The organism is Mesorhizobium sp. M2D.F.Ca.ET.226.01.1.1 (assembly GCF_004022705.2).
Taxonomy (GTDB): domain Bacteria; phylum Pseudomonadota; class Alphaproteobacteria; order Rhizobiales; family Rhizobiaceae; genus Mesorhizobium.
The window spans coordinates 326,831-351,765 of record NZ_RZOY02000005.1 but is presented as its reverse complement, the minus strand read 5'-3'; the positions used below and the strand labels follow the sequence as shown (position 1 = coordinate 351,765).

The following is a 24,935-nucleotide window of genomic DNA, read 5'->3' as shown; positions in this document are numbered from 1 at the left end:
TGACGAAAGAGAGGCTGCGACGCCCACTTGCACCCATTATTTGGCCCGTCCGGCGCCGCGCAAACGCCTACAAAAGTGCGCTGAGCTCGTCCCAGTTATTCAGAAGGAGTAGTTGGCTGAGGGCTTGCGCGATTACGGCCGCTATAGCGCCATCGCGGTACCAATGCACCGTTCGACGCAGACCCTCGTCGAGCGAGGTTTTCGCCGTCCAGCCGAGCCGCGCGCGAGCAAACTCTGTATCGGCGATCACCTCGTTTTCGGCCGGCCGGTCGGGCACCGCGCCGAAGATGGGAGAGGGTGCGGAGCCGACGATTGCAACAATCCTCTCGACGATTTCGCGAATGGAGACGAGGCGGCCAGATCCGAGATCGATTGTGGCCCCCTCGATTCCCTTTGTCGTCGCCGCCAAAACAAACCCGTCGATCACGTCGTCCACATAAACCCAGTCAGCCCGTCGCTTGCCGCTGGTCACTTTGGGTGCGGTGTCGCCAAGCAGCGACTTGATTACCGTCGGTATTAGCTTGGCAGGTGCCTGGCGCGGTCCGTAGACCATGAATGGCTGAAGAATGACCACCGGTGCCTGGAAGAGAATGTTGAACATGCGCCCGTAGCCAGACGCCGCCCATTTCGCCGCTGCATAGGGCGAATGTGGAGTGGGATGCACAAGACTGGGCTGGGGCTCGGTAAACGAGCCGCTCAGGATAATGCGGCCGCTGCAGGCCTCCGTTCCGGCCAGCAGAACGTTGAGCGTGCTGGTCAACAGACTTTGGTAAGTCGGCACCACCAATTCAAGGTCGGGGCTCGCGCCAACCGAGCCGGCAAGATGATAGACGATGTCGGGCTTCACTGCGGCGACAACGCTACGAGCCATCGAGAGATCAGCCATGTCGGCTCGCCACCAGATCGGTCCGCGACCGTCTCTCTCTCGTTCGATGCGTGACGTCGCGTGGACCTCGCAGCCAAGTCCAAGCAACCATTGGCATAGATGGGAGCCAAGGAAGCCACCCCCGCCCGTGATCAGAACCTTGAGGTCAGTGATCTCTGGATTTTGGTGGACCATCTCGGTCGACCTCGATGTCTGCGCACCATCGCCGGTTCCTAGTCTTGACTGACAGGCGTCGACGACAGGAAGCGCGCCTTGTTTCCACGCAGGAGCCTGACCAGCAAATGCCTTGAATCTGAGAATTGCGCCCGTCCGGCTCTGATTGTTTCCTTCGCCCAGAAGCGGCGAAGCGCGACTTCGCATCGACGCAACTGATCCTCGGTAAGCTGTGCTGCCCCAACGATATCGCGAAGATCACGACAGGTGCGGGAAGGCCAGGTTCTGAGGTCTTCGCTTCGGTTGGGGTCAAGGCGCCGGCGAAATGCCACTCGGTCCAGGCCGCGACGCGGCTTCTGCGTGCGGTTCGCCAGTCGATCGGGGATGTGAATGATAGGCCCCATAAGCGCCAGTTCCGCGCATATCAGCCAGTCTGCCTGCTCAGAGCGGCGAAGCATGCCCGTTTCCAGGAGCCGGGAGCGTCGGAACAAGCCGTAGATCGGGTCATATATGGCGTCGCCGGCATGGTAGAACCACAACATCCTTTCAAAGCGCTGGGCTGCGTCGCCGGAGCTTGGGAATTCCCCCCGGTAGTGCTTCCATCTCGCCACCCCCTCGGGCGAGTAAAGGGTGAAGCCGGTGGTCAGGCCAATAGCATCAGGTCGGTCTTCAAGCGTCTTCACGCATTTCGAAAGATACCCCGGCTCGAGCCAATCATCGGCGCTGATCCAGCGGAAGAATGTGCCACGCGCAAGCCGCAACACGCGGTTCATGTTCTGATGGAGCCCAATGTTCGAAGGGTTGACGTTCAGTCGGACGCGACCGTCGGCCCGGGCATAGTTTGCAAGCGTTTCTATCGTTCCGTCGTCGGACGCATTGTCGCAAACGACGAGCTCGAAGTCCTCGAAATCCTGGCCAAGGATGGATTCAATGCAATTCTCCACCCAGCCTTTTCCATTCCTTACGGCGAGGCCGATGCTGAGCCGCGGAATATTTTCGCTCATCTGCTTACTCCAAGATTAGCGGACGTATCGGCAATTCGATCCGGTGAAGCAGGTCTCAACGCTGCCAGGACATCCGCATAGAATTTCTTTTGACCCAGGACGAAGAGGAGCAGACAGGAATAGACCGCACCCATGACCATCCCGCCCATCAAAAGCCGAAGGAGCGGCGACGAAGGTCCTAGGTAGAACGCCACCTGCAATCCAGCACCGATCGCGACGACACTGGCCACTAATGGCCGCCAGATCGCGGCAAAAAGATCGAAAGGCGACAGAAGCGTTCCCTTCGCGCACCAGAAGATGTGCGGCACCACCCACAAGGTCATAGCCGCCGAAACGCCGAGCGCCACACCGCTGGCGCCATAGGGGAGACCTATGATGACGGCCGAGCAAACGAGTATGGCGATGGCGTACGCCATCTTCAGGCTGCGTCCCTGGAGACCCGTCGACTGGAGGAACCATCCTGTCGGATTGATGATCCCGAAAACCAGGATCGTAGGCGCGAGTAAGCGGAATATAGGCGCCACGGCGTGCCACTTGTGCCCGAGGACGACGGCGATGATCTCGTCCGAGAACATTGCACAAAACATTGTAGTTGGCAGGGTAAGACTGTTGACGAGCGTGTATCCCTTCAGGAAATACGCTCTGCAGCGCACTGGATCCTCCTGCAGCCTGGACAAGCCGGAAAAGGCCACTCCACCGATTGCCGACAGCAACGTAGTGTTGGGTATATTGATGAGCTGATAGCCTCGACCATAGATGCCTAAAGCGTCGGCTCCCAAATAGCGCCCGATCATCAGCTTGTCGAAATTATAGGCCAGATGGACGACAACATTGTTGAACGTGATGGTAGCCCCGAACCTCAGCATGGACCGAACATCGGAAAGCCTTCCCGGCTTCCCCGGTCGCCATGAGATCGAAAGCCACATAAGAAGGGTCGCTGTCGCTGGTTGGGCGATTGCGGCTCCAACCAGCGACCAATAGGCACAGCCGTAAAGCGCCATTCCAAGCCCGATAGCAATGCTGGCCACCTGGGCAACTGTCTCTATGACAGCCAGGGCCCCGTAGCGCAGCGAGCGTTGAAGAAGTGCGAGATGCTGCACACCCGCGGCATTGAACAGGAAGCCGGCCGCCAGCCCGGAGGTCACCCCAAGAAGGCGAGGCTCTTGATAGAACGCGACGAGGAAAGGCGCGGCCAGGACGGTGAGCACTGCAAGAGTGCAGCCGACGGCCACATTCACCCAAAAGAGGGTCGATACATATTCGTTGCTGAGATCGGGCTTTTGAACCGTAGCGGCCGAGAGCCCGGCGGTGGTGAACAGGTCGAAGAAGCTGGTGACCACGGTCACCATGGCGACCAGTCCGAAATCTGCAGGCTCCAGCAGGCGCGCTATCACCGCGACGAAGCCGAGTCGCAGAACAAAGGAAATCCCTTGGCCGCAAAGCTTGGCAAACGCGCCCCGCAGAGATTTTCCTTTCAGTTCCTCCAGCTTCGAACTCCTGCAGACAAACGACGTGCGAACCGAGGCCCGTGGGGGTTCCTACGCCAGATTACACTCGAGATTTGGCCAGCTTACGGGTCGCGCTCGGTCCGCGGCACCCCTCCACATCGCAGGTGCCACCATCAATTGTGATTAGTCGCTGCCCGTTTGAACTAGTTTCGAAGACCGTCCCGGGAATTCTGCGTCCCGGCGATTTGCGGCGCGATCCGGCTCGTTGCCCTAGATCCCGCAGCTGATCATCACCAGGAAGGTAGCGGATATTATTCGCAGTCAATGCGCAGAATGTTGTCCGTGTGACCGACGGTTGTAAGTCCTTCATCCGATTGGGTCAGTCGCCTTGTGGCAAAATTGTGCGAAGGTCGGGGAGCGCCATACTTTCTGCAGGAGGAACAATGCGAGTTCTGGTGACGGGCCATCAAGGCTATATCGGCTCAGTGATGGTGCCCATGCTGATCGCTGCGGGGCATGACGTCATAGGCTATGATGCCAATCTGTACGAGCGTTGCACCTTTGCCCCGGCTGGAAAGCTCACAAGTGTTCCGAGCATATGCAAAGACGTCCGCGACGCGAGCCCCCAAGACTTCGTCAACGTGGACGCTGTCATCCACCTTGCGGCGCTTTCGAACGACCCGCTGGGCAATCTCAATCCCGACATCACTTTCGCGATCAATCATCGAGCGAGCGTTCACGTGGCGCGTGTCGCCAAGGAAGCCGGAGTGCGACGCTTCCTTTTCGCTTCCTCCTGCAGCAATTATGGGGTTTCCGAGAACGACCTGATCGATGAGACAGGCGCTCTCAATCCCGTAACCGCCTACGGACAATCCAAGGTTTTGGCGGAGCGGGACATTTCGGCGCTCGCCGACGGCGACTTCTGCCCGGTCTACTTCCGGCCTGCGACTGCCTATGGCGTTTCGCCGCGCTTACGTTTCGACATTGTGCTCAACAATCTCATGGCATGGGCCGTTTCGGAAAAGCTGCTCTATCTGAAATCGGACGGAACGCCTTGGCGACCGCTTGTGCATGTAGAGGATATATGCCGAGCCTTTATCGCAGGTCTTGCAGTGCCGACCCATGCGGTTTGGAACCAAGCCTTCAATGTCGGATCAACTGAGCACAACTACCGGATACGGGATATCGCCCACGTCGTCACCGAAGTCGTCCCCGGCTGCCAACTCACCTTCGCCAGCGACGCCGGGCCGGACAAGCGGTCGTATCGTGTCGACTTCAGCAAGCTTGCTCGCGTGCTACCTGACGCCTTGCCACGTCACAATGCTCGGAGCGGAGCAGAGCAACTTCTCGGCGTGCTCAAGTCGTCGCGACTGACTGCCGGAGAGTTCGAAGGTCCACGCTATCAGCGGATCGGTCATATCAAGCACCTGATAGCGACTGGCGTTCTTGGCCACGATCTACGCCGCGTGGCGCACAGCCAGGCAAAAATTCCGGCCTCGGTGCTGCAATAACGACGGCGATATGGATGATGGCGCTCAACAGCTGGTGAATACTTCTGCCCGACTGGGCGAGGAGATCTACGAGCTTGCCACAGAGCTTTTCCCGATAGCCCGCAGCATCACGGGCCCTGGCGTTCGCGATACGCTGGGCGTGTTGTCACGGCGACTGCCGATCGAGGTGCATGAGGTTGCAACCGGGACGCCGGTACTTGATTGGGCTATCCCAAAGGAATGGATCATCCGGGATGCCTATATCGACGACGAAAACGGTGCGCGGATCGTCGACTTCCGACGCTCCAATCTTCATGTCCTGAATTACAGTATTCCAGTCGACAAGGTGGTGAGCCTGGCCGAGTTGAAGGAACACGTTTTCACAATACCGGAGCAACCTGATCTTATCCCCTACCGGACATCCTATTATGAGGAACGCTGGGGGTTCTGCATGTCCCACAACCTCCTGATGTCCCTTTCGGAAAGGCGCTATCGCGTTCACATCGACAGCGAACTTAGACAAGGTGCGCTGACATACGGGGAGTATCTCCACACCGGCACAAGCGACCGCGAGTTTCTGCTGACCACCCATATCTGCCATCCCTCGATGGCGAACGACAATTGCTCGGGCCTGGCTTTGCTGACGGTTCTGGCACGAAAGCTGCGCGCGCGTCAGACACGCTATAGCTATCGCTTCCTTTTCATTCCGGGCACTATCGGTTCCTTGGCGTGGCTCGCGGCCAATGTGGACAACGTCTCACGGATCGAGCATGGGCTCGTAGTCTCGTGCGTCGGCGACGGTGAGGGACCAACTTACAAACGCAGCCGACGCGGTGATGCCTTCATCGATCGGGCGATGGCACATGTTCTTTCCCATCTCTCGGGCCAATTTGCCAAGGTGATCGACTTCAGTCCATATGGCTACGACGAACGCCAGTTCTGCTCGCCCGGTTTCAACATGCCGGTCGGCTTGTTCCAACGCGGTGCCCACGGCACCTTTCCGCAATATCACACCTCCGCCGACGATCTTAGCTTCATTCGCGCTGAGCATCTGGCGCATTCATACGATATGCTCATGGAAGTAATCGACGTCGTCGAGGAGGACTGGGTTCCTGTCAATCTTAGCCCCATGGGCGAACCCCAGCTTGGCAGGCGCGGCTTATACACAGCGCTTGGGGGCCTTCACGCCTCCAACCACGGGGCCATGCCAATGCTATGGGTTCTCAACTTGGCGGACGGCAGCAATTCGTTGCTTGCGATAGCCGAGCGGTCGGGACTGCCCTTCGCTGAAATCGCTGCTGCGGCCCGGCTTTTGCGCGAACACGGGTTGCTGTCAGTTCTGTAGTACAGGACGGCGCGCGTCGGCTTCAAGCAGCGGCCAATGCCTGTCGCGATCCGACAATATGCTGGGCGGGGCAGGCCAGTCGATCGCCAGGCGTGGATCATCGTATCGTAAGCCTCTCGCCGCCGCCGGCGTATAGAACTCGGAGATCATGTAGCTCACTGTCGAGTCAGGCCCGAGTGTCTGAAAACCATGGGCAAAGCCACAGGGGATGTAGAGCATGCGGCGGTTGCTGGCCGTCAGCTCAAATCCCTCCCATTTCAGATAGCTCGGCGATTGCGGACGCAGATCGACAATGACGTCATAAATAGAGCCTGCAATACAACTGACCAGCTTTACCTCAGCGTGGGGTGGATGCTGGAAATGCATGCCGCGCAAGGTGTGCTTGTGCCGCGAGTAGGACATGCTGTGCTGGACGAAGCTGGTGGTCAGCCCGTGGTCGGAAAACTCGGAAACACAGAAGGTGCGGCTAAAAAACCCACGCTCATCCCAGATCGGTTCCGGCTCGACCAATCTCGGCCCGCTAAGCGAAGACGGATGAAAACGCACGCGAAGCTCCTCTCGACGATCCTCAGCTTACACTGCCGGCGATGCGTCGCAGCAAAGCCATACTTGCAGTGGCTCGACACAAAATGCCGTCCACTCAAGAATACATGATCAGAAAGGGCGTTCGCGTACCTATTCCGGATCATCCTGGGTTGAGCCTTATTCGATTTGACTAACCCATCTCTCAGAATGCCAAGTCGGTGGCTCTGGCTGACTGGTTCAAGCTCACTGTAGCTAAATCTGGGTAGATCTATGAATTTTCACACAGCTGACGCGCACCGCCAACACGTGGATGTCGCTCTCGGGCGACGTTGCCGACTCTGTGCAGCGCCTCTTCATCATACATTTGTCGATCTGGGAATGTCGCCTCCCTGCGAAAGCTTCATACCGCCAGACCATCTGGGCAACGTCGAGGCTTATTATCCGCTTCACGTGATGGTTTGCGAGGAATGCTTCCTTGTGCAGCTGCCCGAGCATATTACTCCGCAAGAGATATTCACCGAGTACGCATATTTTTCGTCGTATTCTACGAGTTGGGTCGAGCACGCGAAACGCTATTGCGAATATGCCGCGGCGCGTTTCGGGCTTGGAGAAGACACCCTGGCAGTCGAACTTGCCAGTAATGACGGTTATCTGCTGCAGCACTTCCAGCCACTAGGTGTTCCGACACTCGGCATCGAACCCGCGGTGAATGTAGCGCAAGCCGCAATCGCCAAGGGCGTGCCGACGCGTATCGACTTCTTCGGCGTACGCCTGGCGCGCGAACTCATCAACGAAGGCAAACAGGCCGATCTCATCGTCGGCAACAATGTTCTGGCCCAGGTCCCAGACCTCAACGACTTCGTTGGAGGCATCGCGCTACTCCTCAAGCCCCAGGGTGTGGTCACCCTCGAATTCCCGCACATCGAGCGACTCATCGATGAAAACCAGTTCGACACGATCTACCACGAGCATTTCTCATATTTCTCGCTCACGACGATCGACGTGATGGCCGCCAGGCACGGCCTCAAGATCTTCGACGTAGAGGAACTGCCCACGCACGGAGGCTCGCTGCGAGTATATTTGGCGCGGGTTGAGAGCGTCCATCGCCCGGCGCCAGCTGTGGCTGGATTGCTCGAGCGAGAGGCGACCGGCGGCCTCACGCAGATGAAGACCTACACGTCATTCGCCGAGCGGGCCTACGGCGCTAAGCGCGCCCTACTCAGCTTCTTGATTTCGGCGAAGAACGAAGGCAAGACGATCTGCGGCTATGGGGCGCCCGGCAAGGGTAATACCCTTCTTAACTATTGCGGGATCGGCACCGACTTCTTGGAATTCACGGTCGACCGCAATCCGTATAAGCACGGACGCTTCACGCCTGGGATGCACATTCCCATCAGGCCGGTCGAGGCCATCGAGGAGGCCAAGCCGGACTATATCCTAATTCTGCCATGGAACCTGAAGGACGAGATCATAAGACAGATGTCGCACGTAGCGGCGTGGGGTGCGAAATTCGTGGTCCCAATCCCCTTCGCCGAGGTTATCGATCCTGCGGAGTGCCTGCCATGAAAGTAGTTCTTTTCTGCGGCGGGCTTGGAACCCGCATCCGCGACTATTCTGAAGCAATACCCAAGCCGATGATCCCGCTCGGTCCGCAGCCCATCCTGCGCCATGTGATGCAATATTACAGCGACTACGGACATGAGGAATTTATCCTCTGCCTTGGCTACAAGGCGAACGTCGTCAAGGATTTCTTTCTCAACAGCCGGCCGCAAATGTTCGCTGATTGCGTGGTCACTGGCGACGGTCGCGAAGTCAGGCTCTTGAACGACAGCCACAAGGACTGGCAGGTCACACTCATTGACACCGGCATCTGGCGCAACATCGGAGAACGGCTCTGGGCAGCACGTGACCTGGTCCGGGACGAGGATATGTTCCTTGCGAACTATAGCGACGGGCTCACGGATGTTGACCTCAGCGACATGGAGCGCAAGTTCCGCGAGAGCGGAAAGCTTGCCTGCTTCCTCGCAGTACCCCCGCCGGTTACCTATCACTTTGCCGATATTGCGGAGGACGGCCGCGTTCGTGAGTTCCGCAGCTCAACGAGCTCAGATATCTGGATCAACGGCGGGTATTTTCTGTTCAGGCCAGAAATCTTCGATTTCATGCGGGAAGGCGAAGAACTCGTCCTCGAGCCTTTCAGAAGGCTGATTGAAGCCGATAAACTGATGGCATACAAGCATGACGGCTTCTGGCGCGCCATGGATACGTTGCGTGATTGGCAGGTGCTCGAGGACATGGTTGAAAAGGGCAACATGCCCTGGAACCGCCGGATGCGCGAGCGGAGCGGCCAGATTGGACTCACGGTCACCAGGTGATGAGAACGCTGTCGTTCGCAGGGACACAGGAGAGCCTGTGCGTTCTTTGCCTTGGCGCCCATTCCGACGACATCGAGATCGGTGCCGGAGGAACGCTGCTTTCGCTTGTTGCCGGCGGCGCGAAGCTTGACGTGCATTGGCTTGTACTGAGCGGACGAGGTATCCGTACTGACGAGGCTCGCGCATCGGCGCATAGTTTTCTGGACGGGGTCGCACATCCTGTCATCACGATTGCCGACTTCGATGACAGCTACTTTCCGAGCCAAGAGCGAGAGATCAAGGAATGGCTTGCGCTTCAGGCGAGAAGTGTCAAACCTGATCTGATCTTCACCCATCGCCGCGATGACGCGCATCAGGATCATCGCCAAGTAAACAAGATCACTTGGAACCTTTTTCGAGACCACCTTATACTCGAATACGAAGTCCCGAAGTGGGATGGCGACTTAGGCCAGCCAAACTTCTACATGCCGTTGTCGGAAGCCCAGATGCGGCGCAAAACCGAGTTGCTCCTCGCCCATTTCGGCAGCCAGCGGTCCAAGGACTGGTTTGACGCAGAGACGTTTCGTGGGCTTGCGCGGCTGCGCGGGATGGAATGCCGTGCCAAGGAGGGATTTGCCGAGGGATTTGTGGTTCGAAAGGCTGCCTGGTCCTTGGGCTGAAGGAGACGGTCGATGCATATGCTCCTGTCGAAGCCCATGTGAGGGGTGCCTGTTTGGCTGGAGGCCCCACTCGAGACGAGGTAATCGGTCGACAATGTGGTACACGTTTTTGTCACAAATCAAGCGATCTTGCCTGTCGCTACCCCTTCGAAAAACTGGTGGGATTACACCAGCACGGCGAGCGCGCGAACAATTACAAACAACCGCTAGTCAGCTCAACATTATCGGTCAAACCTCACGGAGAGTGCACTTCGCGAGCGGACCCGCCCCGATATGGGGGCCCCGTTGAACGGCACCTCACAGTCGGACGAAGATACTGGTCGTGATACCGAAGTCGACCGCGCGTCCGTCATTGACGCCATTCGCGAGTGCATCGGAAAGTTTCAGCTCGATCTCGATGGACAAGTGGTGGCTACTGGTGCCGGGTTTGGCTCAGAGGCAATCGCGGCAACCGCGGCGGCGCTCGCCGGCGCCCGAAGCGTGTTCGCGCTTGCAGTCGAGCGAAAGAAGCACGCCAGAAGTCCGGCTACCTCTTGGGACGCTCTGGACCTCGCCACTCATGCTGGGCGTTCGGCGCGACTGGAGATAATGCGGCGAATCCATCCTCACCAATGGAATCATGTCGACATTCTTGTGAGTTGCCCCCGTACACGGCCAATATCACGGTCGACTGTCGAATACCTCCGCCCAAATTCGGTCGTGGCTCTAATGGCCGAGCCGTGGGAACTCTCTCCAGAAATTGTGGACTTAAATGCCTGCAGCGAGATGCAAATCAAAGTCGCCGCTCCAAATCTTGAGCATCCGACCATAAACTTGCTTCCCGATTTAGCCCGGCTGTGCTGTCGACTGTTGCGCGATGCAGGGATAAACGCCGCCAATGCAAGAATCGCCGTCCTGTGCGACACCCCCTGCGGGCGCTACATACGAGATGCCCTGATCGAGCAAGGTGCCAGAGTGACAGTGTATGCTCATGCCCAAATGCTGTTGCCGGAAATGTGGGACGCTGTGGTAGTCGCATTGCGGCCGGCGGCAAAACCATCGATGGATATCAACGGCCTTGCCCGGGTATCCGAAGCCGCTCATGGAAGTCTGCTCATTCAATTCAGCGGTGAGATCGACCGCCTGGCCGCTCGGTATTTCGGTCTTCGCGTCTGGCCGCCGCGAAAGCCGCCGCGAGGTCAGCTCGGCGTATCGTCAGAGATTCTCGGTTGGTATCCCACGATCCGCAGGCTGGTAGGCGGCCTGAAGGCGGCCGAGATGGCGCGGCGCGGGGCAGATCTCCGCCGCGATGGCATCGGATGGATTATCGGCCCCTCCCCTAGCTGGGCGACCCAACGCTAAACAGGCGCCTTGCCCCATGCTCCTGGCCAGCGTTAGGACCAATGCGCTTGAAACCCGGACCTCTTTGCTACTGCGCATTTCGAATCAATATCCCAGAATGTGAGCTGCAAGGCTGTGTGCCACCAGACCTGCCAAGCGAACTAGAAAGGGCAGACCCGTTGTCGCCGCCGCACCAGTGCGACAACGGGTTCTACCTTCAAAAGGCGTAAAGCGGCCGGCGTCCTTGTTGGGGTAATGTGGCTTCAGAACGCCGTCCAGGCGGACTCGGCCCGCAGTGCATTACCGATGCTGAAATACAGCGGCAAGAAACATCAAAATCCGACACGGCGTCAGACTGTAAGGCCACGGACATCGCAGCGAACGCTCGCGATAGAGCGCCCAATATTGTCGGCAGAAAAGCCTCCGAATAGGACAATCGGCGGCTCAATCGTGAGAACGAGTGACCGCGGAGATCAAGGCGGGCGACCGCACGATCTTGTCATATTTCCTCTATCCGCTCCTGCGTGGTTTCGACGAAAGCATCCGCGAACCCTGAGTCACGATGCTAGAACGCGAACCGACGTCCGCCGGCGCGAGGAGTTTCTGATACCAAAGCACATGCGCTTGGCGCCTCATCCTTGATGGTCTGTTGACGTCCGGCTGACAGTCCGGCGCAACTCGCCCCGGTTGGGTGGACGGATCGACCGGCATGAGGGCCTCCCCCATAGTCGGCAGGGCGAAGAATGGGCCGGTCGAGCCGGCCCATTCTCGATCATTCCTCCTCAGCAGGTGCCGGGATCGCATCCGGCAGGTTTTGCCGTCCAACCCGGTCGGCGACGAGCATCGAAAGCATCATTTCGACAAGGCCATTGGCGGCTCCCTTCTCGCCGCCATTGGCGCCGATCTGGATCTGCGGCACGAGCGGCAGCCTGCCATTCTCGATCGCCTCGGCGAAGCGCATGAGAACCTGCGAGTTGAGCTGATAGTCCGGACCGCCGAAGGCCGCGACCTTCTTCTCGGTGGCCTCGGCCTCCGCCAGACCGATGGCGCGCACCTTCTCGGCCTCCGCAAAACCGGTCGCCTTGATGCGTTCGGCATCGGCAAGCGCGACAGCCTTGATCATGTCGGCCTCGCCCTGGCCCGAGAGGCGCACCTTCTCTGCCTCTGCCTTGGCGGTTACCTGAATGGTTTCCGCTTCCTGACGGGTGCGGGCGAGTTGCGCCTTACCCTCGTTCTCACTGATCTCGATGGTAAGTGCCGACGTCGTGATCTTGGCTTGCTGTTCGGCGAGCGCCTCCTTCTCACGCAACGTGCGTTCCTGAGTGGCCGCCCTCTCCTGCAGTTTGTAAGTCTCGACCTTTTCGACCGCAATCTGACGCTCGCGCAATTGGATCAGGATCTGCTCTATGCTGTTCTGGCCATCGGCGGCACGGGGCGTACCAATCAACACTTCCTGCAGCTCGAGACTGTAGGAGTTGAATTTCTCGCGCATCTCCTCGCCCGACTTGCGCTGGATATCGCTGCGCTCCTGCAAGAGCTGGATCAGCGTCTTTGTCTGGGCGATATTCTTGAAGTACGCGGAAACCATCGGATCGAGCGTTTGTTCGACCAGCCGCTTGATGTCACCGAAACGCTGCACCACGAGCGGCGCCTTCATATAGTCGATATGCACGACGACGGAGAGCGGCAGCACAGGCTCGAACGCATCCTTGGTGATCAAGGAGACTTCGGACAGATTCTCGTCCAGCCTGTGTTCGCCAAACTGCTCCTTCGTCCACTTGAGCACGAAGTTGGTGGTCGGCACGGTGACGATATTGCCGGCATAGGTATTGAACGCATACTTGCCCGGCAGCAGCGGCGTCGACCAGACACCGCGCGCGCCGACTTCGACCAGTTCGCCGTGGCGGTATGCCTGCCCGGATATGTCCGTGCCGTGGCGGCCGTTATAGGAAACGACGACACCCACCGTGCCGACGTCAATGATCGTCTTCTCGACCAGTTCGACGGTCGCGAAAATGCGATTGAGGAAGTAGCTGCCGTCGGCCAACACCTGCAGCTGCCGGCCACGGTAGCCACCGGCATTGAGAAACTTCTCCGGGTCCTGGAAATTGTTGTGGAAGTTCGGGTCGCTCGGATCGTTGGCGACGGTCGGTGCGATGATCTCGCCGTCCGGCAAGGCCGGACCGTCATGGATGGTGACGATGCCGATCATGTCCTCGGCATTATGGATGACGACTGGCTCGAAGCCGCCCCGCTCCGAGATCATGCTGGACATATTGGTAAAAAGGTTTTGTTCCGACGAGCTCAGATTGACGGCATAGATCGACTGGGCGGTGAGCACGATGAATTGTGCGAGATTGATGGCATAGGTGCCTTCACGCAAGATCTTGCGTTGCGGCCCTTTCTGTCCGCCTTTTTCGAGAAAGCCGCGCACATCCTGGAAATCATCGGCGTCGGTGTTGGAAGCAAGTGTCTGCGTCGGAGGCAGCGGCTTGCCATCACGGGCAAAGACGTAGCCGATCTGACCCTGCGGGATGGTCACGAGATTGGCGCGATGCATCGAATACTGGAACGGCATGAAGAAGTGCAGGCCGCCGCGCACGACTTCCGGCTGGTAGCCTGCCTCGCGGTTGAGCGCTATGAAGCCATTGCTGACGGAGCCGCGAAAACTCCATAGTTTTTCCAGGATGCCGAGCCTGTCGTTTGGGATGTAGCGGACCACGCCGCTCCACCGGAACAGGATCGCCAGCACGATGACCAGCACGGCTACCTCGATCGCCGTCCATTTGATCGGGTCGAGATATTGCAGGACGTCCATCTCTTGTCTCCTATGGGGCGCACGGGTTGATCCACCCGACGGCCACCCGGTTGGTGTTGATCGACAAAGCGGGGAGATCGCGCACCCACACGCTCGACGCACTAAGGGCGTGTCGAAACGTTTGGGCTGCTCATTGCGTGGGAAGTGACCGCGCGTCCCGAGTCCCCCGTTAGGACAAGCGCAGCCGTAAGCGATGTTACATCGGTGTTGCCTTGATAGACATAACAATAGATGACGTAGGAATAGCGCAAACAGGTTTAAAGATACTTCGCGCGGAAATCGAATAAGTATTTTCAACGCTTTTGCTGTTTTGAAAGCGTTGGCTTCTAGGAATCAGCAGCGAGCGGGACGGCGCTCTTGGCGAGTCAAAATATCGCCTCCAGATCCGACCCCGTGAGATATCCGGAAACCAAGCAACAGCTAATGTGCTGCGCCGTTGCCGACGCAGAACGTTGATTTCAAGAGGTTTTTTTGGCCTAGCGCCGCAGCGCGTAGATGTTGTCCATCGATGCACTACCAAGCGGCAGCGCCATATCGTCGTCGAGCAGCCGGGTGATGCGGGCAAAGCCGACAAAGGCTTTCCTCGCTTCCTCAGCCGACATCTTGCCCGACATGGCCGCCGCACAGCAATTCAGGGCGCATTGATAAACCGGGCCGCGTCTTCCCGTTGGCCATTTCCGCAGGAACACCATCGCCTCGGAGACGCTATCGACTTCCTCCACAGGGTATCCCTGCCCACGCGCAATTCGCACTGGGGTAAAGAAATGCAAGCGATCCATAGTTATCCTCCCGGTCGGCCGCAGCGCAGCCGAACTCCATTAAACGCACGTCCTTTCGATCGGTTCCAAACAAATTTGGTTGCTGTCGGAAAAAGTTCGCAACCGCCGGCCTGCGCGAAATGCCCCGGCGACTCAACGCATGCAGGCTCAAAGCCGGCGGATAATGGCGATTCTCATTGAATATCTTTAAGGCGAAAGCCGGCAAATGGGTTGCTTGCCGGTTCCCCGGCGTCAGGCTTAACCTCTGAGGTCAAACGCGTGAGGGTGCGTTTGCAACAAGGGGAACACTTGCAATGACCATTCAAGGCGCATCGCCCGACCTCTACAATGAGGATCTGGCACCGGCAACGGTCAGGAACTGGGGACCGTTTTCGATCTTCAACGTCTGGACCTCGGACGTCCACAGCCTTTGGGGCTACTATCTTGCGGCCAGCCTGTTCCTGTTCTGCGGCGGCTTCGTCAACTTCATCATCGCCATCGGCATCGGCTCGCTGATCATCTATGCGCTGATGAACATGGTCGGCTATGCCGGCGTGAAGACCGGCGTGCCCTACCCCGTGCTGGCCCGCGCCTCCTTCGGTATCTGGGGCGCCAATGTTCCGGCACTGGTGCGCGCGATCGTCGCCTGCTTCTGGTATGGCGCGCAAACGGCCGCGGCGTCGGGCGCGATCGTGGCGCTGCTGACGCGCCTGCAATGGTTCGACGAATTCAACAAGAGCTCGCATCTTCTGGGACACTCGACCCTCGAGGTGATCTGCTTCGTCGTCATCTGGGCGCTGCAGCTGCTGATCATCCAGAAGGGCATGGAGACAGTGCGCCGCTTCCAGGATTGGGCCGGTCCCGCCGTTTGGGTGATGATGCTGCTGCTTGCCATCTATCTCTGCGTGAAGTCGGGCAGCTTCGCTTTCACCAGCGACATCCCGATGGATGTGCTGCGCGACAAGACCGCCGATGCCGGCATTCCGGGCGATCCGGGATCTTGGACCGCGCTGTTCGGTGCCGCCGCGATCTGGGTGACCTATTTCTCGGCGCTCTACCTCAATTTCTGCGACTTCGCCCGCTACGCGCCGGACAATGCCGCGCTGCGCAAGGGCAACATCTGGGGCCTGCCGGTCAATCTGGTCCTGTTCTCGCTGGTCGCCGGCGTCACCACCATCGCCGCCTACGACGTCTACCACGAGGTGCTGCTCCATCCCGACCAGATCTCGGCCAAGTTCGACAGCTGGTTCCTGGCCGCCCTTGCCGCGCTCACCTTCGCGGTCGCGACGCTCGGCATCAACGTTGTCGCGAATTTCGTCTCGCCGGCGTTCGACTTCTCCAACGTCTTCCCGCGCCAGATCGACTTCAAGAAGGGCGGCTACATCGCGGCATTGATCGCGCTGGTGCTCTATCCCTTCGCGCCGTGGGAAGGCAGCGCAGCACACTTCGTCGGCATCATTGGCGCTACGATGGGGCCGATCTTCGGGGTGATGATGGTCGACTATTACCTGATCCGCAAAAGCGAGGTCGATGTCGAAGCGCTCTACCGCGAGGACGGCGAATTCCGCTTCCAGAGCGGCTGGCATGTCAACGCCTTCATCGCCGCGGGCATCGGCGCGATCTTCTCGTCGATCCTGCCCAACTTCACCAACTGGCTGCCGGCCTGGTGGGGTGTCTATGGCTGGTTCTTCGGCGTGGCGATCGCGGGCGCCGTCTACTACGTCCTGCGCACCATGGCGCTGGGCGCGGGTGCAAAGGTGGCTAAAGCCTGAGCGCACTTTCCCCTTCTCCCCTTGTGGGAGAACGTGGATCGGCGCGATAGCGCCGAGACGGATGAGGGGTGTTCCAGCGGAGTGAGGCGTTGGCTTTCCCTGGAACACCCCTCATCCGGCCGCCTCGCGGCCACCTTCTCCCACAGGGGGAGAAGGGAAGGCCCCGCCTACCATCTCTGCCAGCCTGCGCACGGTGTTCCAGTTGCGCGACGTGCCGACGCCCAGCCGCTTGTGATTGGCGGCGGCGAGCAGCCGCGAGCTCGGCCGCTCGCGCGAGAAGACCAGCCAGATGTCGCCGCCGACCAAAAGCACCTTCTCGTCGTCGGCGGCGCGGGCCTGAAGTCCCGACAAGGCTTCGTCGGCGACAGGTAGGCGCATCACTCGAACAGCGACCTGGTCGCCGGCTTCAGCCGACTCGGCGGGGAATGGATTGGAAGCCGCAAGCTTCAACCAATCCTCGGCGCCGCGCACGATGATGTCGACATGACGGCCGAAGGTTTTTTGGAAGGCCTTTTCCAACCGTCGCTCGAGCATCGAAAGTTCGTTTGCCCGCGCCTCGAAGATCAGGTTGCCGGTCGACACAAGCGTGCGGACATTGTTGAAGCCGAGACCTTCGGCCATCGCCTTGAAATCCGACATGACGAGGCGCCGGCCTTCGCCGAGGCCAATGCTGTAAAGCAACGCAACATAGGTCTGCATCGCTGGTCGCCAGCCGATGGTTCAGACGAGGCGCGACTGGTCCACCGCCGCCGAAATAAAGCTGGCGAACAGCGGGTGCGGTTCGAGCGGCCGGCTCTTCAGTTCGGGGTGATACTGCACGCCGATGAACCACGGATGGTCGGGATATTCGACCGTCTCCGGCAGCACGCCGTCGGGCGACATGCCGGCAAAGACCAGGCCGCAATCCTCCAGCCGCTGCTTGTAGTCGATGTTGACTTCGTAACGGTGCCGGTGGCGCTCGGAAATCTGCGTGTCGCCATAGATGTCCGCGATCTTCGAGCCCTTGGCGAGCTCGGCCTGGTAGGCGCCGAGCCGCATGGTGCCGCCGAGGTCGCCGGTGGCGCGGCGCTTCTCAAGCATGTTCCCCTTCAGCCATTCGGTCATCAAGCCGACGACGGGCTCATCCGTCGGGCCGAACTCAGTCGACGAGGCGTGATCGACACCAGCCAGCGAACGTGCCGCCTCGATGCAGGCCATCTGCATGCCGAAGCAGATGCCGAAATAAGGCACTTTCCGCTCACGCGCGAACTTGGCGGCCAGGATCTTGCCCTCGGAGCCGCGCTCGCCAAAGCCACCGGGAACGAGGATGCCATGCACCTTTTCCAGCCACGGCGCCGGATCTTCCTTCTCGAATATCTCGCTCTCGATCCAGTCGAGCTTGACCTTGACGTGGTTGGCCAGGCCGCCATGCGACAGCGCTTCGATCAGCGATTTATAGGCATCCTTGAGGCCGGTGTATTTGCCGACGACGGCGATGGTCACTTCGCCTTCCGGATTGTGGATGCGCTTGGACAGCGCCTGCCAGGGCTCCATGCGCGGCTTCGGCGCCGGGTCGATGCCGAAGGCGGCCAGCACTTCCGAATCGAGCCCCTCCTGATGATAGGCCATCGGCACGTCATAGATGTGCGGCACGTCGAGCGCCTGGATGACGGCGCTTTCGCGCACGTTGCAGAACAGCGACAGCTTCCGGCGCTCTTCCTTCGGGATCGGCCGGTCGGCGCGCACCAGGAGTATGTCCGGCGCGATGCCGATGCCGCGCAATTCCTTGACCGAATGCTGCGTCGGCTTGGTCTTCAATTCGCCGGCGGTCGGGATGTAGGGCATCAGCGTCAGATGCACATAGACCGCATTGTTGCGCGGCAGGTCGTTGCCGAGCTGGCGTATGGCTTCCAGGAACGGCATCGCCTCGATATCGCCGACGGTGCCGCCGATCTCGCACAGCACGAAGTCGTAGTCGTCATTGCCGTCGAGCACGAAATGCTTGATCTCGTCGGTGACGTGCGGAATCACCTGCACGGTGGCGCCAAGATAGTCGCCGCGCCGCTCGCGCTCGATGATGTTCTTGTAGATGCGGCCGGTGGTGATGTTGTCCTGCTGGTTCGCCGAGCGCCCGGTGAAGCGCTCGTAATGGCCGAGATCGAGATCGGTCTCGGCGCCGTCATCGGTCACGAACACTTCGCCGTGCTGGTACGGCGACATCGTCCCGGGGTCGACATTGAGATAGGGATCGAGCTTTTTGATCCGCGCGCGATAGCCTCGCGCCTGCAGAAGAGCCCCAAGAGCTGCTGCGGCGATGCCTTTTCCGAGTGAGGAAACCACGCCGCCTGTGATGAATACATATCGCGCCATGGGAGTCATCGCTTAACGCGGCCTGATTGATTCCGCCAGAGAAAAAACCGCCGCGAAGGCTTTTTCCCAAAATGGCGCCGGTGCCCGCCAGGGGCTTTTGCGAAACACGTCACCCAAAGGTGCTAAGCAGTTTGGGAGAACGACTTCCGTCAAAACAGAAACTCAAAACAAAAGGGCCGGCGGTGCCGGCCCTTTCGGCAGTATGATGAAAATCGTTAGATAATAACGACCTTAGTGCCGATCTTGACGCGGCTGTAGAGATCCATGACGTGCTCATTGATCATGCGGAAGCAGCCATTCGAAGCGCTGGTTCCGATCGACTGCGGCGCGATCGTGCCGTGGATGCGCAGATGCGTGTCCTTCTTGCCGTCATAGAGGTAGATGGCGCGCGCGCCGAGCGGGTTCTCGCCGCCGCCGGGCATGCCGTCCTTGTACTGGCCATAGTGCTTCGGCTCGCGCTTCTGCATATCGAGCGTCGGGATCCAGCGCGGCCACTCCTGCTTGTCGCCGACCGCCACCGTGCCCTTGAACTGCAGGCCTTCGCGCCCGACGGCGATCGCATAGCGCCGCGCGGTGGAAAACGACTCGACGAGGTAGAGGCGGCGGGCACTGGTGTCGATGACGATGGTGCCCGGCTCATAGCCGGTGAACGTGACATCCTGCGGCACGAATTCGGGTTTCACCTTGAACGGCCGCTTGGCGTCCTTCCTGGCGAGCGCCGAATCAAGTGCGCGGGTCTCTGGCAGATAGCTGATCGAAGACACCGAGGCACCGCCGAACAGGCCTGCGAACAGCCCGCCGCTGCTCGTTTGCTTCTGCCCGGGCTGCTCGCTGCGCAACTCGCCATTGTTGCCGGTGGCGGTGATGTTCATGGCCTCGGCCGGGATCGGCTCTTCGGTCTTGACCGGAGCGAGCGGCGCTATCGGGTCCAGCGGCGCGATGATCTTGGTGGTCTTCTTGGCCGGCGTGGCGTCTGCGACTTCAGTCGAAGCGTCGCTGCCGCCCTTCTTGGCGAGCCATTCCTGGCGCGCTGCGTCGGCCTTGGCCTTGGCCGCTTCGCGCATCGCCAGCTTGCGAGCTTCGAGCGCCTTTTCCTTGGCGGATTCCTTGTTAACGGCGATCTTGGCCTCGAGCTTGCTGATCTGTGCAAGATCGCCCGAGGTCGGGTTTTTCTTCTTCTTGAGAAGCTTCAGCTGCGATGCGTCGCTCTTGGTGGCGACGATTGGAATAGCGTCGGTTGTCTCGACCGACGGGGAAGTGGCCAGGTTTGCCGGTCCGGCAATGGCCGCGGAACCCATACCGAGGACGGCACAGACTCCCAGAAGGATGAAGCTGCGAAGCTGCATGGCGAAGATCCGATTGTTCAAAAGCAAGTTGCCCACGGCGTCGCCCGGCGCCCCCCAAGGACGCCGATAATGTGCCGCGCGCAATCTATAATCGATTAGCCGTCACCGCCTCAAGCTGAGGCAGGCGCTACGCCCAGTTGAATCTTTGTGATCCGACGCGCATTTGCCGCGACTGTGTTCAAAGAACCACAGATCGCGGACCGGTCCTTGGCTGGCTACTGGTTCGGGACCTGCGGGGTGACCGGCAAGGTGACGCCGTTAGTGGCCGGCGCCGGCGCAGCCGGAGCAGGCGTTGTGGCCCGAGCCGGAGCCGGCGCGGTGGTGCCGTTGGCAAGCGGCGTGGTGGTCGCCGTGCCGCTCGACGGGGTCGCGGGAGCCGTGCCGCCGGCCGGAGCCGCAGGCTTGGAGGTGCCCACCGGTCCATTGGAACCCGGCAGTTGGTTGAGCACGCCGCTGCCCTGGCTCGACGTCGCCGGACGGTCGAGGATATCGATGGGCTTTTCGCCGTAGCGGGCAATGATCGAAAGCGCCAGCGAGGTCACGAAGAAGGCCGCCGCGAGGATCGCGGTGGCGCGGGTCAGCGCGTTGGCGGCGCCGCGCGCCGTCATGAAACCGGAACCGCCGCCGATGCCCAGGCCGCCGCCTTCGGAGCGCTGCAGCAGCACCACGCCGACAAGGGCGAGCACGACCATGAGATGGATGACGATCAGTACGGTTTCCATAATTTATCCTGGCGAGGTCTTGCGCGACCGCGCATGTGACCGGTGTTTTGGAGGCGGCTCCTTACAATGCTTTGGCGGCATTTCCAAGCCCGTGGCCGGGAATATGGGAGCCAATGCGGCCATTGCAACGATTTATGTCGTGCGAGCCTAGGAAGCGATGTTCATGTAAGCTTCCGCGATGGCCAGGAAGTCGGCCGCCTTGAGGCTGGCGCCGCCGACCAGCGCGCCGTCGACATTCTCGACGCCGAGCAGTTCCACCGCATTGGAAGGCTTGACCGAGCCGCCATAAAGAATGCGCATCTTCGCCGCGGCGTCGCCAAGCAATCCGGTCAGCTTGCGGCGGATATGGGCATGCGCCTCGGCCACGTCGGCAGCGGTGGGGGTCAGGCCGGTACCGATGGCCCAGACCGGCTCGTACGCAACAATGGTGTTCGCCACGGTGGCGCTTGTCGGAACCGAGCCTTCGAGCTGGCGCGACAATATATCGAGTGTGGCGCCCGACTCGCGCTCGGCGCGCGTCTCGCCGATGCAGATGATGGCCACCAGCCCCGCCCGCCAGGCCGCAGAGGCCTTGGCGTTGACCGTCGCATCGTCCTCGCCGAACAGTTCGCGGCGCTCGGAATGACCGACAATGACATGGCTTGCGCCGGCGTCCTTGAGCATCTCGGCCGAAATCTCGCCGGTGAAGGCACCGCTCTCCTTGGCATGGCAATCCTCGCCGCCGGCCCGGACGGGCGTGCGCGACAGGATCTCGGCTGCGCGCTGGAGCAACGTCGCCGGCACACAGACCACAGCCTCGGTCTCGGCATCGAGCCCGCTCATGAAGCCGTTGCCGATCGACCGCAGCTCGGCGAGAGAGGCGCTGGTGCCGTTCATTTTCCAGTTGCCGGCAACAAGCGGGCGGATTCCAGGGGTCATGGGACGCATTCTCCGAGCGACATTAAGCAGCGCCCTCACTACCAAAATCAGGTCACAAAGCAATCGACAGTGGACCGGAAGGGCGCTATTGCGCTTGTTTCAGACTCGGCGCACGCGAAAATGCGCATAAATCGGAAGTATGCATGCTTGGTTTGTTGAGAAGCGCGGCGGGTACCTGGGTCGCCAAGGCGTTGCTGTCGTTGCTGGTGGTGAGCTTCCTTGCCTGGGGCGCCACCACGCGCATGGTGGGTGGCATACTGGGTGGTCATCACCCGGTGATCACTGCCGGCGGCACGGAGGTCTCGATCAACGAATATCGCCTCGCCTATGATCGCCAAGTCAGCATGCTGTCGCAGCAATATGGCCAGCGCGTCACCCACGAACAGGCCAAGCTGCTCGGTGTCGACAACCAGGTGCTGGCGCAGCTCGTGTCGGGCGCCGTGCTCGACGAGCAGGCGCGCAAGCTCGGACTCGGCCTTTCCAAGGACCGGCTGGCCGAACTGACGCGCGAGGATCCCGCCTTCAAGGGTCCCAGCGGCCAGTTCGATCGCCGGACCTTCGAGTATCTGCTGCGCCAGCTCGGCATGCGGCCGGAGGACTATCTCAAGAACCGCTCGCAGGTGGCTGTGCGCCAGCAGATCGTCGAGGCGATCTCCGACGGCCTCAAGGTGCCGCAGACCTTCCTGAAGGCGGTCTCGCTCTATCGCGGCGAGGATCGCACGATCGACTATCTCGTGCTGCCCAAGACACTGGTGCAGCCGATCGAGGCGCCGTCCGACAGCGCCCTCAACAGCTATTTCGACGCCAACAAGAAGAACTACGCGGCGCCGGAATACCGCAAGTTCTCCTATGTCCGGCTTGAGCCGCAGGACATCATGGACCCGTCCGCGGTGACCGACCAGCAAGTCAGCGACGACTACAAGAAGAATGTCGCGCGCTACACGATGCCCGAGACCCGCACCATCGAGCAGCTGGTGTTCAAGACGCCGGACGCGGCCAAGGCCGCCTACGATTCGCTGAAGGCGGGCGCTACCTTCGACAAGCTCGTCACCGCCGAAGGCAAGACGCAGGCCGATACGCTGCTCGGCACGCTGGCAAGGGACAAGATCGCCGACAAGGCGGTCGCCGATGCGGCCTTCTCGCTCAATGTCAACGAGGTAAGCCCGGTCGTCCAGGGCGCCTTCGGCCCCGTGCTTCTGCGCGTCACCGAGATCAAGCCGCAGGTCGTGAAGCCGCTTTCCGAAGTGTCCGATCAGATCCGCAAGGACCTGGCGCTCGGCGAAGCAAGCCGCATCCTGCTCGACGTGCATGACAGCTATGAGGACACCCGCGCTTCGGGCGCCTCGCTCGCCCAGGCCGCCGACAAGCTGAAGCTCAAGGTCGTCACCATCGACGCCATTGATCGCACCGGCCTGCGGCCGGACGGCACGATCGTCAAGGACCTGCCGGAATCGGCGGACCTCATTAAGTCGGTGTTCGCGGCCGAGCCCAATACCGAGAATGAGGGCCTGACTACCACGGACAATGGCTTTGTCTTCTACGAGGTGCAGTCGATAACGCCGGCGCGCGACCGCACGCTGGATGAAGTCCGCAAGAAGGTCGCGGCCGACTGGTCGGAGGCCGAGACCAACAAGCGGCTCGACGCGAAGGCTGAGGAGCTGGAGAAGCGCCTCAAGGCCGGCACCACACTCGACGTCATCGCCGGCGAACTCAAGCTCGAGAAACAGACCAAGCGCGGCCTGAAGCGCGAAGCCGACGATGCCGATTTCGGCAAGGAGGGTGCTGCGGCCATGTTCGGCGTCGGCGAAGGCGGCACCGGTCTGATCCCCTCGCCCACCGGCGACGGTCAGATCCTGTTCAAGGTCGCCGAGGTCTTCGAGCCGGCGGGCGCCGATGGCAGCTCGGTGCCGGACGACGCGCAGAAATCCTTCGGCGCCGGCATGTCCGATGATCTGCTCGACCAGTTGGTGGCGCAGCTGCAGTCGCAATACAACGTCCGCATCGATCCGAACGCCGTTTCGCAAGCACAGACACGATGAGCGCGCTGAAGACACACATCGCCAAGGTCGCCACCGGCACCGCGCTGTCTTTCGAGGAAGCCCGCGAGGCCTTCGACATCATCATGTCTGGCGACGCGACGCCCGGCCAGATCGGCGGCTTCCTGATGGCGCTGCGGGTGCGTGGCGAGACGGTGAGCGAGATATCCGGCGCGGTCGCCACGATGCGCGCCAAGATGCTGCGCGTCGAGGCGCCGCACGGCGCGATCGACATCGTCGGCACAGGCGGCGACAATTCGCACTCGGTCAACATTTCGACGGCGTCGGCCTTTGTCATCGCCGCGGCCGGCGTGCCCGTCGCAAAGCATGGCAATCGCGGCCTCTCCTCGCTGACCGGCTCGGCCGACGTGCTGACGGCGCTGGGGGTCAAAATAGACATTTCGCCGGAAATGATCGGCCGTTGCATCGGCGAGGCCGGCGTCGGCTTCATGTTCGCGCCGGCGCACCACCCGGCGATGAAGCATGTCGGGCCGACCCGCGTCGAGCTCGGCACGCGCACCATCTTCAACCTGCTCGGACCGCTGTCGAACCCCGCCGGCGTCAGCCGCCAGATGGTCGGCGTCTTCCTGCCGGAGTGGATCATGCCGGTGGCCGAGACGCTGAAGGCGCTGGGCGCCGATCATGCCTGGGTTGTCCATGGCGATGGCTATGACGAGATCACCACCACGGGCGAGACCCAGGTGGCGGAGCTTGCCGGCGGCGAGATCCGCAGCTTCACCTTGACGCCGGAAGCCGTCGGCCTGAAGCGGCACACCAAGGAAGAACTGCGCGGGGGCGACGCGGCCTACAACGCCAAGGAACTGCGCGACATGCTGGGCGGCGGCGCCGGCGCTTATCGCGACACGGTGCTGATGAATGCCGGCGCCGGGCTTGTCGTGGCCGGCAAGGTAACGACGCTTGCCGACGGCATCGCCGCGGCGGCGCAAGCCATCGACAGTGGCCGCGCGCTTGGCGTACTGGACAAGCTCGTCGAGATTTCGAACGGATAAG

20 protein-coding genes are annotated in these 24,935 nt (G+C 60.6%); 9 read left to right on the top strand and 11 right to left on the bottom strand.

Going from position 1 to position 24,935, the window contains the following annotated elements:
- Positions 1-67: 67 nt before the first annotated feature.
- From EN869_RS14370 to EN869_RS14360, 3 genes are read right to left on the bottom strand one after another with little or no spacing between them, the layout of a single operon-like run.
- On the bottom strand, positions 68-1,060 hold the full coding sequence (locus tag EN869_RS14370) for an NAD-dependent epimerase/dehydratase family protein (RefSeq protein WP_167498559.1): 993 nt from the start codon (positions 1,058-1,060) through the stop codon (positions 68-70).
- A 38-nt stretch (positions 1,061-1,098) separates the two neighbouring features.
- A complete protein-coding gene (locus EN869_RS14365) occupies positions 1,099-2,043 on the bottom strand; it encodes a glycosyltransferase family A protein (protein WP_127226432.1) in 945 nt (314 codons plus the stop codon).
- Positions 2,040-3,506 carry a lipopolysaccharide biosynthesis protein gene (locus EN869_RS14360; RefSeq protein WP_245512352.1) on the bottom strand — a complete coding sequence of 489 codons (1,467 nt, stop codon included), beginning with the start codon at positions 3,504-3,506 and terminating at the stop codon, positions 2,040-2,042. The genes EN869_RS14365 and EN869_RS14360 overlap by 4 nt, the downstream gene beginning before the upstream one ends.
- A gap of 428 nt (positions 3,507-3,934) precedes the next feature.
- Between EN869_RS14360 and EN869_RS14355 the strand changes: the two genes are divergently transcribed.
- Together EN869_RS14355 and EN869_RS14350 are read left to right on the top strand one after the other, a co-directional pair.
- Positions 3,935-5,002 carry an SDR family oxidoreductase gene (locus EN869_RS14355; protein ID WP_127226430.1) on the top strand — a complete coding sequence of 356 codons (1,068 nt, stop codon included), beginning with the start codon at positions 3,935-3,937 and terminating at the stop codon, positions 5,000-5,002.
- 10 nt (positions 5,003-5,012) lie between these two features.
- Positions 5,013-6,326 carry a DUF4910 domain-containing protein gene (locus EN869_RS14350; RefSeq protein WP_127226429.1) on the top strand — a complete coding sequence of 438 codons (1,314 nt, stop codon included), beginning with the start codon at positions 5,013-5,015 and terminating at the stop codon, positions 6,324-6,326.
- Here EN869_RS14350 and rfbC read toward each other — a convergent pair.
- Positions 6,315-6,872, bottom strand: a complete 558-nt coding sequence (gene rfbC / locus EN869_RS14345; RefSeq protein ID WP_127226428.1) for a dTDP-4-dehydrorhamnose 3,5-epimerase — start codon at positions 6,870-6,872, stop codon at positions 6,315-6,317. The two genes, EN869_RS14350 and rfbC, sit on opposite strands and share 12 nt — an antisense overlap.
- 249 nt (positions 6,873-7,121) lie before the next feature.
- On the opposite strand from rfbC, the gene EN869_RS14340 reads away from it, so the two are divergent.
- From EN869_RS14340 to EN869_RS14325, 4 genes are all read left to right on the top strand, one after another.
- Positions 7,122-8,417 carry a class I SAM-dependent methyltransferase gene (locus tag EN869_RS14340; RefSeq protein ID WP_127226427.1) on the top strand — a complete coding sequence of 432 codons (1,296 nt, stop codon included), beginning with the start codon at positions 7,122-7,124 and terminating at the stop codon, positions 8,415-8,417.
- The gene (locus tag EN869_RS14335) at positions 8,414-9,226 is read left to right on the top strand and encodes a sugar phosphate nucleotidyltransferase (RefSeq protein ID WP_127226426.1); all 813 of its coding nucleotides are present in this window, start codon (positions 8,414-8,416) and stop codon (positions 9,224-9,226) included. The genes EN869_RS14340 and EN869_RS14335 overlap by 4 nt, the downstream gene beginning before the upstream one ends.
- Complete coding sequence (locus EN869_RS14330) at positions 9,226-9,885, top strand: PIG-L deacetylase family protein (protein WP_127226425.1); 660 nt, start codon at positions 9,226-9,228, stop codon at positions 9,883-9,885. The genes EN869_RS14335 and EN869_RS14330 overlap by 1 nt, the downstream gene beginning before the upstream one ends.
- 285 nt (positions 9,886-10,170) lie before the next feature.
- On the top strand, positions 10,171-11,226 hold the full coding sequence (locus tag EN869_RS14325; RefSeq protein WP_127226424.1) for a hypothetical protein: 1,056 nt from the start codon (positions 10,171-10,173) through the stop codon (positions 11,224-11,226).
- Positions 11,227-11,977: 751 nt separating this feature from the next.
- Here the strand turns inward: EN869_RS14325 and EN869_RS14320 are convergent.
- Complete coding sequence (locus EN869_RS14320; RefSeq protein WP_127226423.1) at positions 11,978-14,023, bottom strand: flotillin family protein; 2,046 nt, start codon at positions 14,021-14,023, stop codon at positions 11,978-11,980.
- 476 nt (positions 14,024-14,499) lie between these two features.
- On the bottom strand, positions 14,500-14,802 hold the full coding sequence (locus tag EN869_RS14315) for a DUF982 domain-containing protein (RefSeq protein ID WP_127226421.1): 303 nt from the start codon (positions 14,800-14,802) through the stop codon (positions 14,500-14,502).
- A 293-nt stretch (positions 14,803-15,095) separates the two neighbouring features.
- On the opposite strand from EN869_RS14315, the gene EN869_RS14310 reads away from it, so the two are divergent.
- Positions 15,096-16,553, top strand: a complete 1,458-nt coding sequence (locus tag EN869_RS14310; protein ID WP_127226419.1) for an NCS1 family nucleobase:cation symporter-1 — start codon at positions 15,096-15,098, stop codon at positions 16,551-16,553.
- A gap of 111 nt (positions 16,554-16,664) precedes the next feature.
- Here EN869_RS14310 and EN869_RS14305 read toward each other — a convergent pair whose 3' ends face one another.
- The 5 genes from EN869_RS14305 to tpiA all read right to left on the bottom strand — a co-directional run bounded on the left by EN869_RS14305 (position 16,665) and on the right by tpiA (position 21,888).
- Positions 16,665-17,252: a DUF1697 domain-containing protein gene (locus EN869_RS14305; protein ID WP_127226417.1), complete on the bottom strand. Its 588-nt coding sequence runs from the start codon at positions 17,250-17,252 to the stop codon at positions 16,665-16,667.
- Between the two features lie 21 nt (positions 17,253-17,273).
- Positions 17,274-18,911, bottom strand: a complete 1,638-nt coding sequence (locus EN869_RS14300; RefSeq protein ID WP_127226415.1) for a CTP synthase — start codon at positions 18,909-18,911, stop codon at positions 17,274-17,276.
- 206 nt (positions 18,912-19,117) lie between these two features.
- Positions 19,118-20,248: a L,D-transpeptidase gene (locus tag EN869_RS14295; RefSeq protein WP_127226413.1), complete on the bottom strand. Its 1,131-nt coding sequence runs from the start codon at positions 20,246-20,248 to the stop codon at positions 19,118-19,120.
- Between the two features lie 215 nt (positions 20,249-20,463).
- Positions 20,464-20,970, bottom strand: coding sequence for a preprotein translocase subunit SecG (gene secG / locus EN869_RS14290; RefSeq protein ID WP_127226411.1), 507 nt, complete (start codon positions 20,968-20,970; stop codon positions 20,464-20,466).
- 147 nt (positions 20,971-21,117) lie between these two features.
- Positions 21,118-21,888 carry a triose-phosphate isomerase gene (gene tpiA, locus EN869_RS14285; protein ID WP_127226409.1) on the bottom strand — a complete coding sequence of 257 codons (771 nt, stop codon included), beginning with the start codon at positions 21,886-21,888 and terminating at the stop codon, positions 21,118-21,120.
- Between the two features lie 143 nt (positions 21,889-22,031).
- Between tpiA and EN869_RS14280 the strand changes: the two genes are divergently transcribed.
- Positions 22,032-23,927, top strand: a complete 1,896-nt coding sequence (locus tag EN869_RS14280; protein ID WP_127226407.1) for a peptidyl-prolyl cis-trans isomerase — start codon at positions 22,032-22,034, stop codon at positions 23,925-23,927.
- Positions 23,924-24,934 carry an anthranilate phosphoribosyltransferase gene (gene trpD, locus EN869_RS14275; protein WP_127226405.1) on the top strand — a complete coding sequence of 337 codons (1,011 nt, stop codon included), beginning with the start codon at positions 23,924-23,926 and terminating at the stop codon, positions 24,932-24,934. The genes EN869_RS14280 and trpD overlap by 4 nt, the downstream gene beginning before the upstream one ends.
- Position 24,935: the final 1 nt, after the last annotated feature.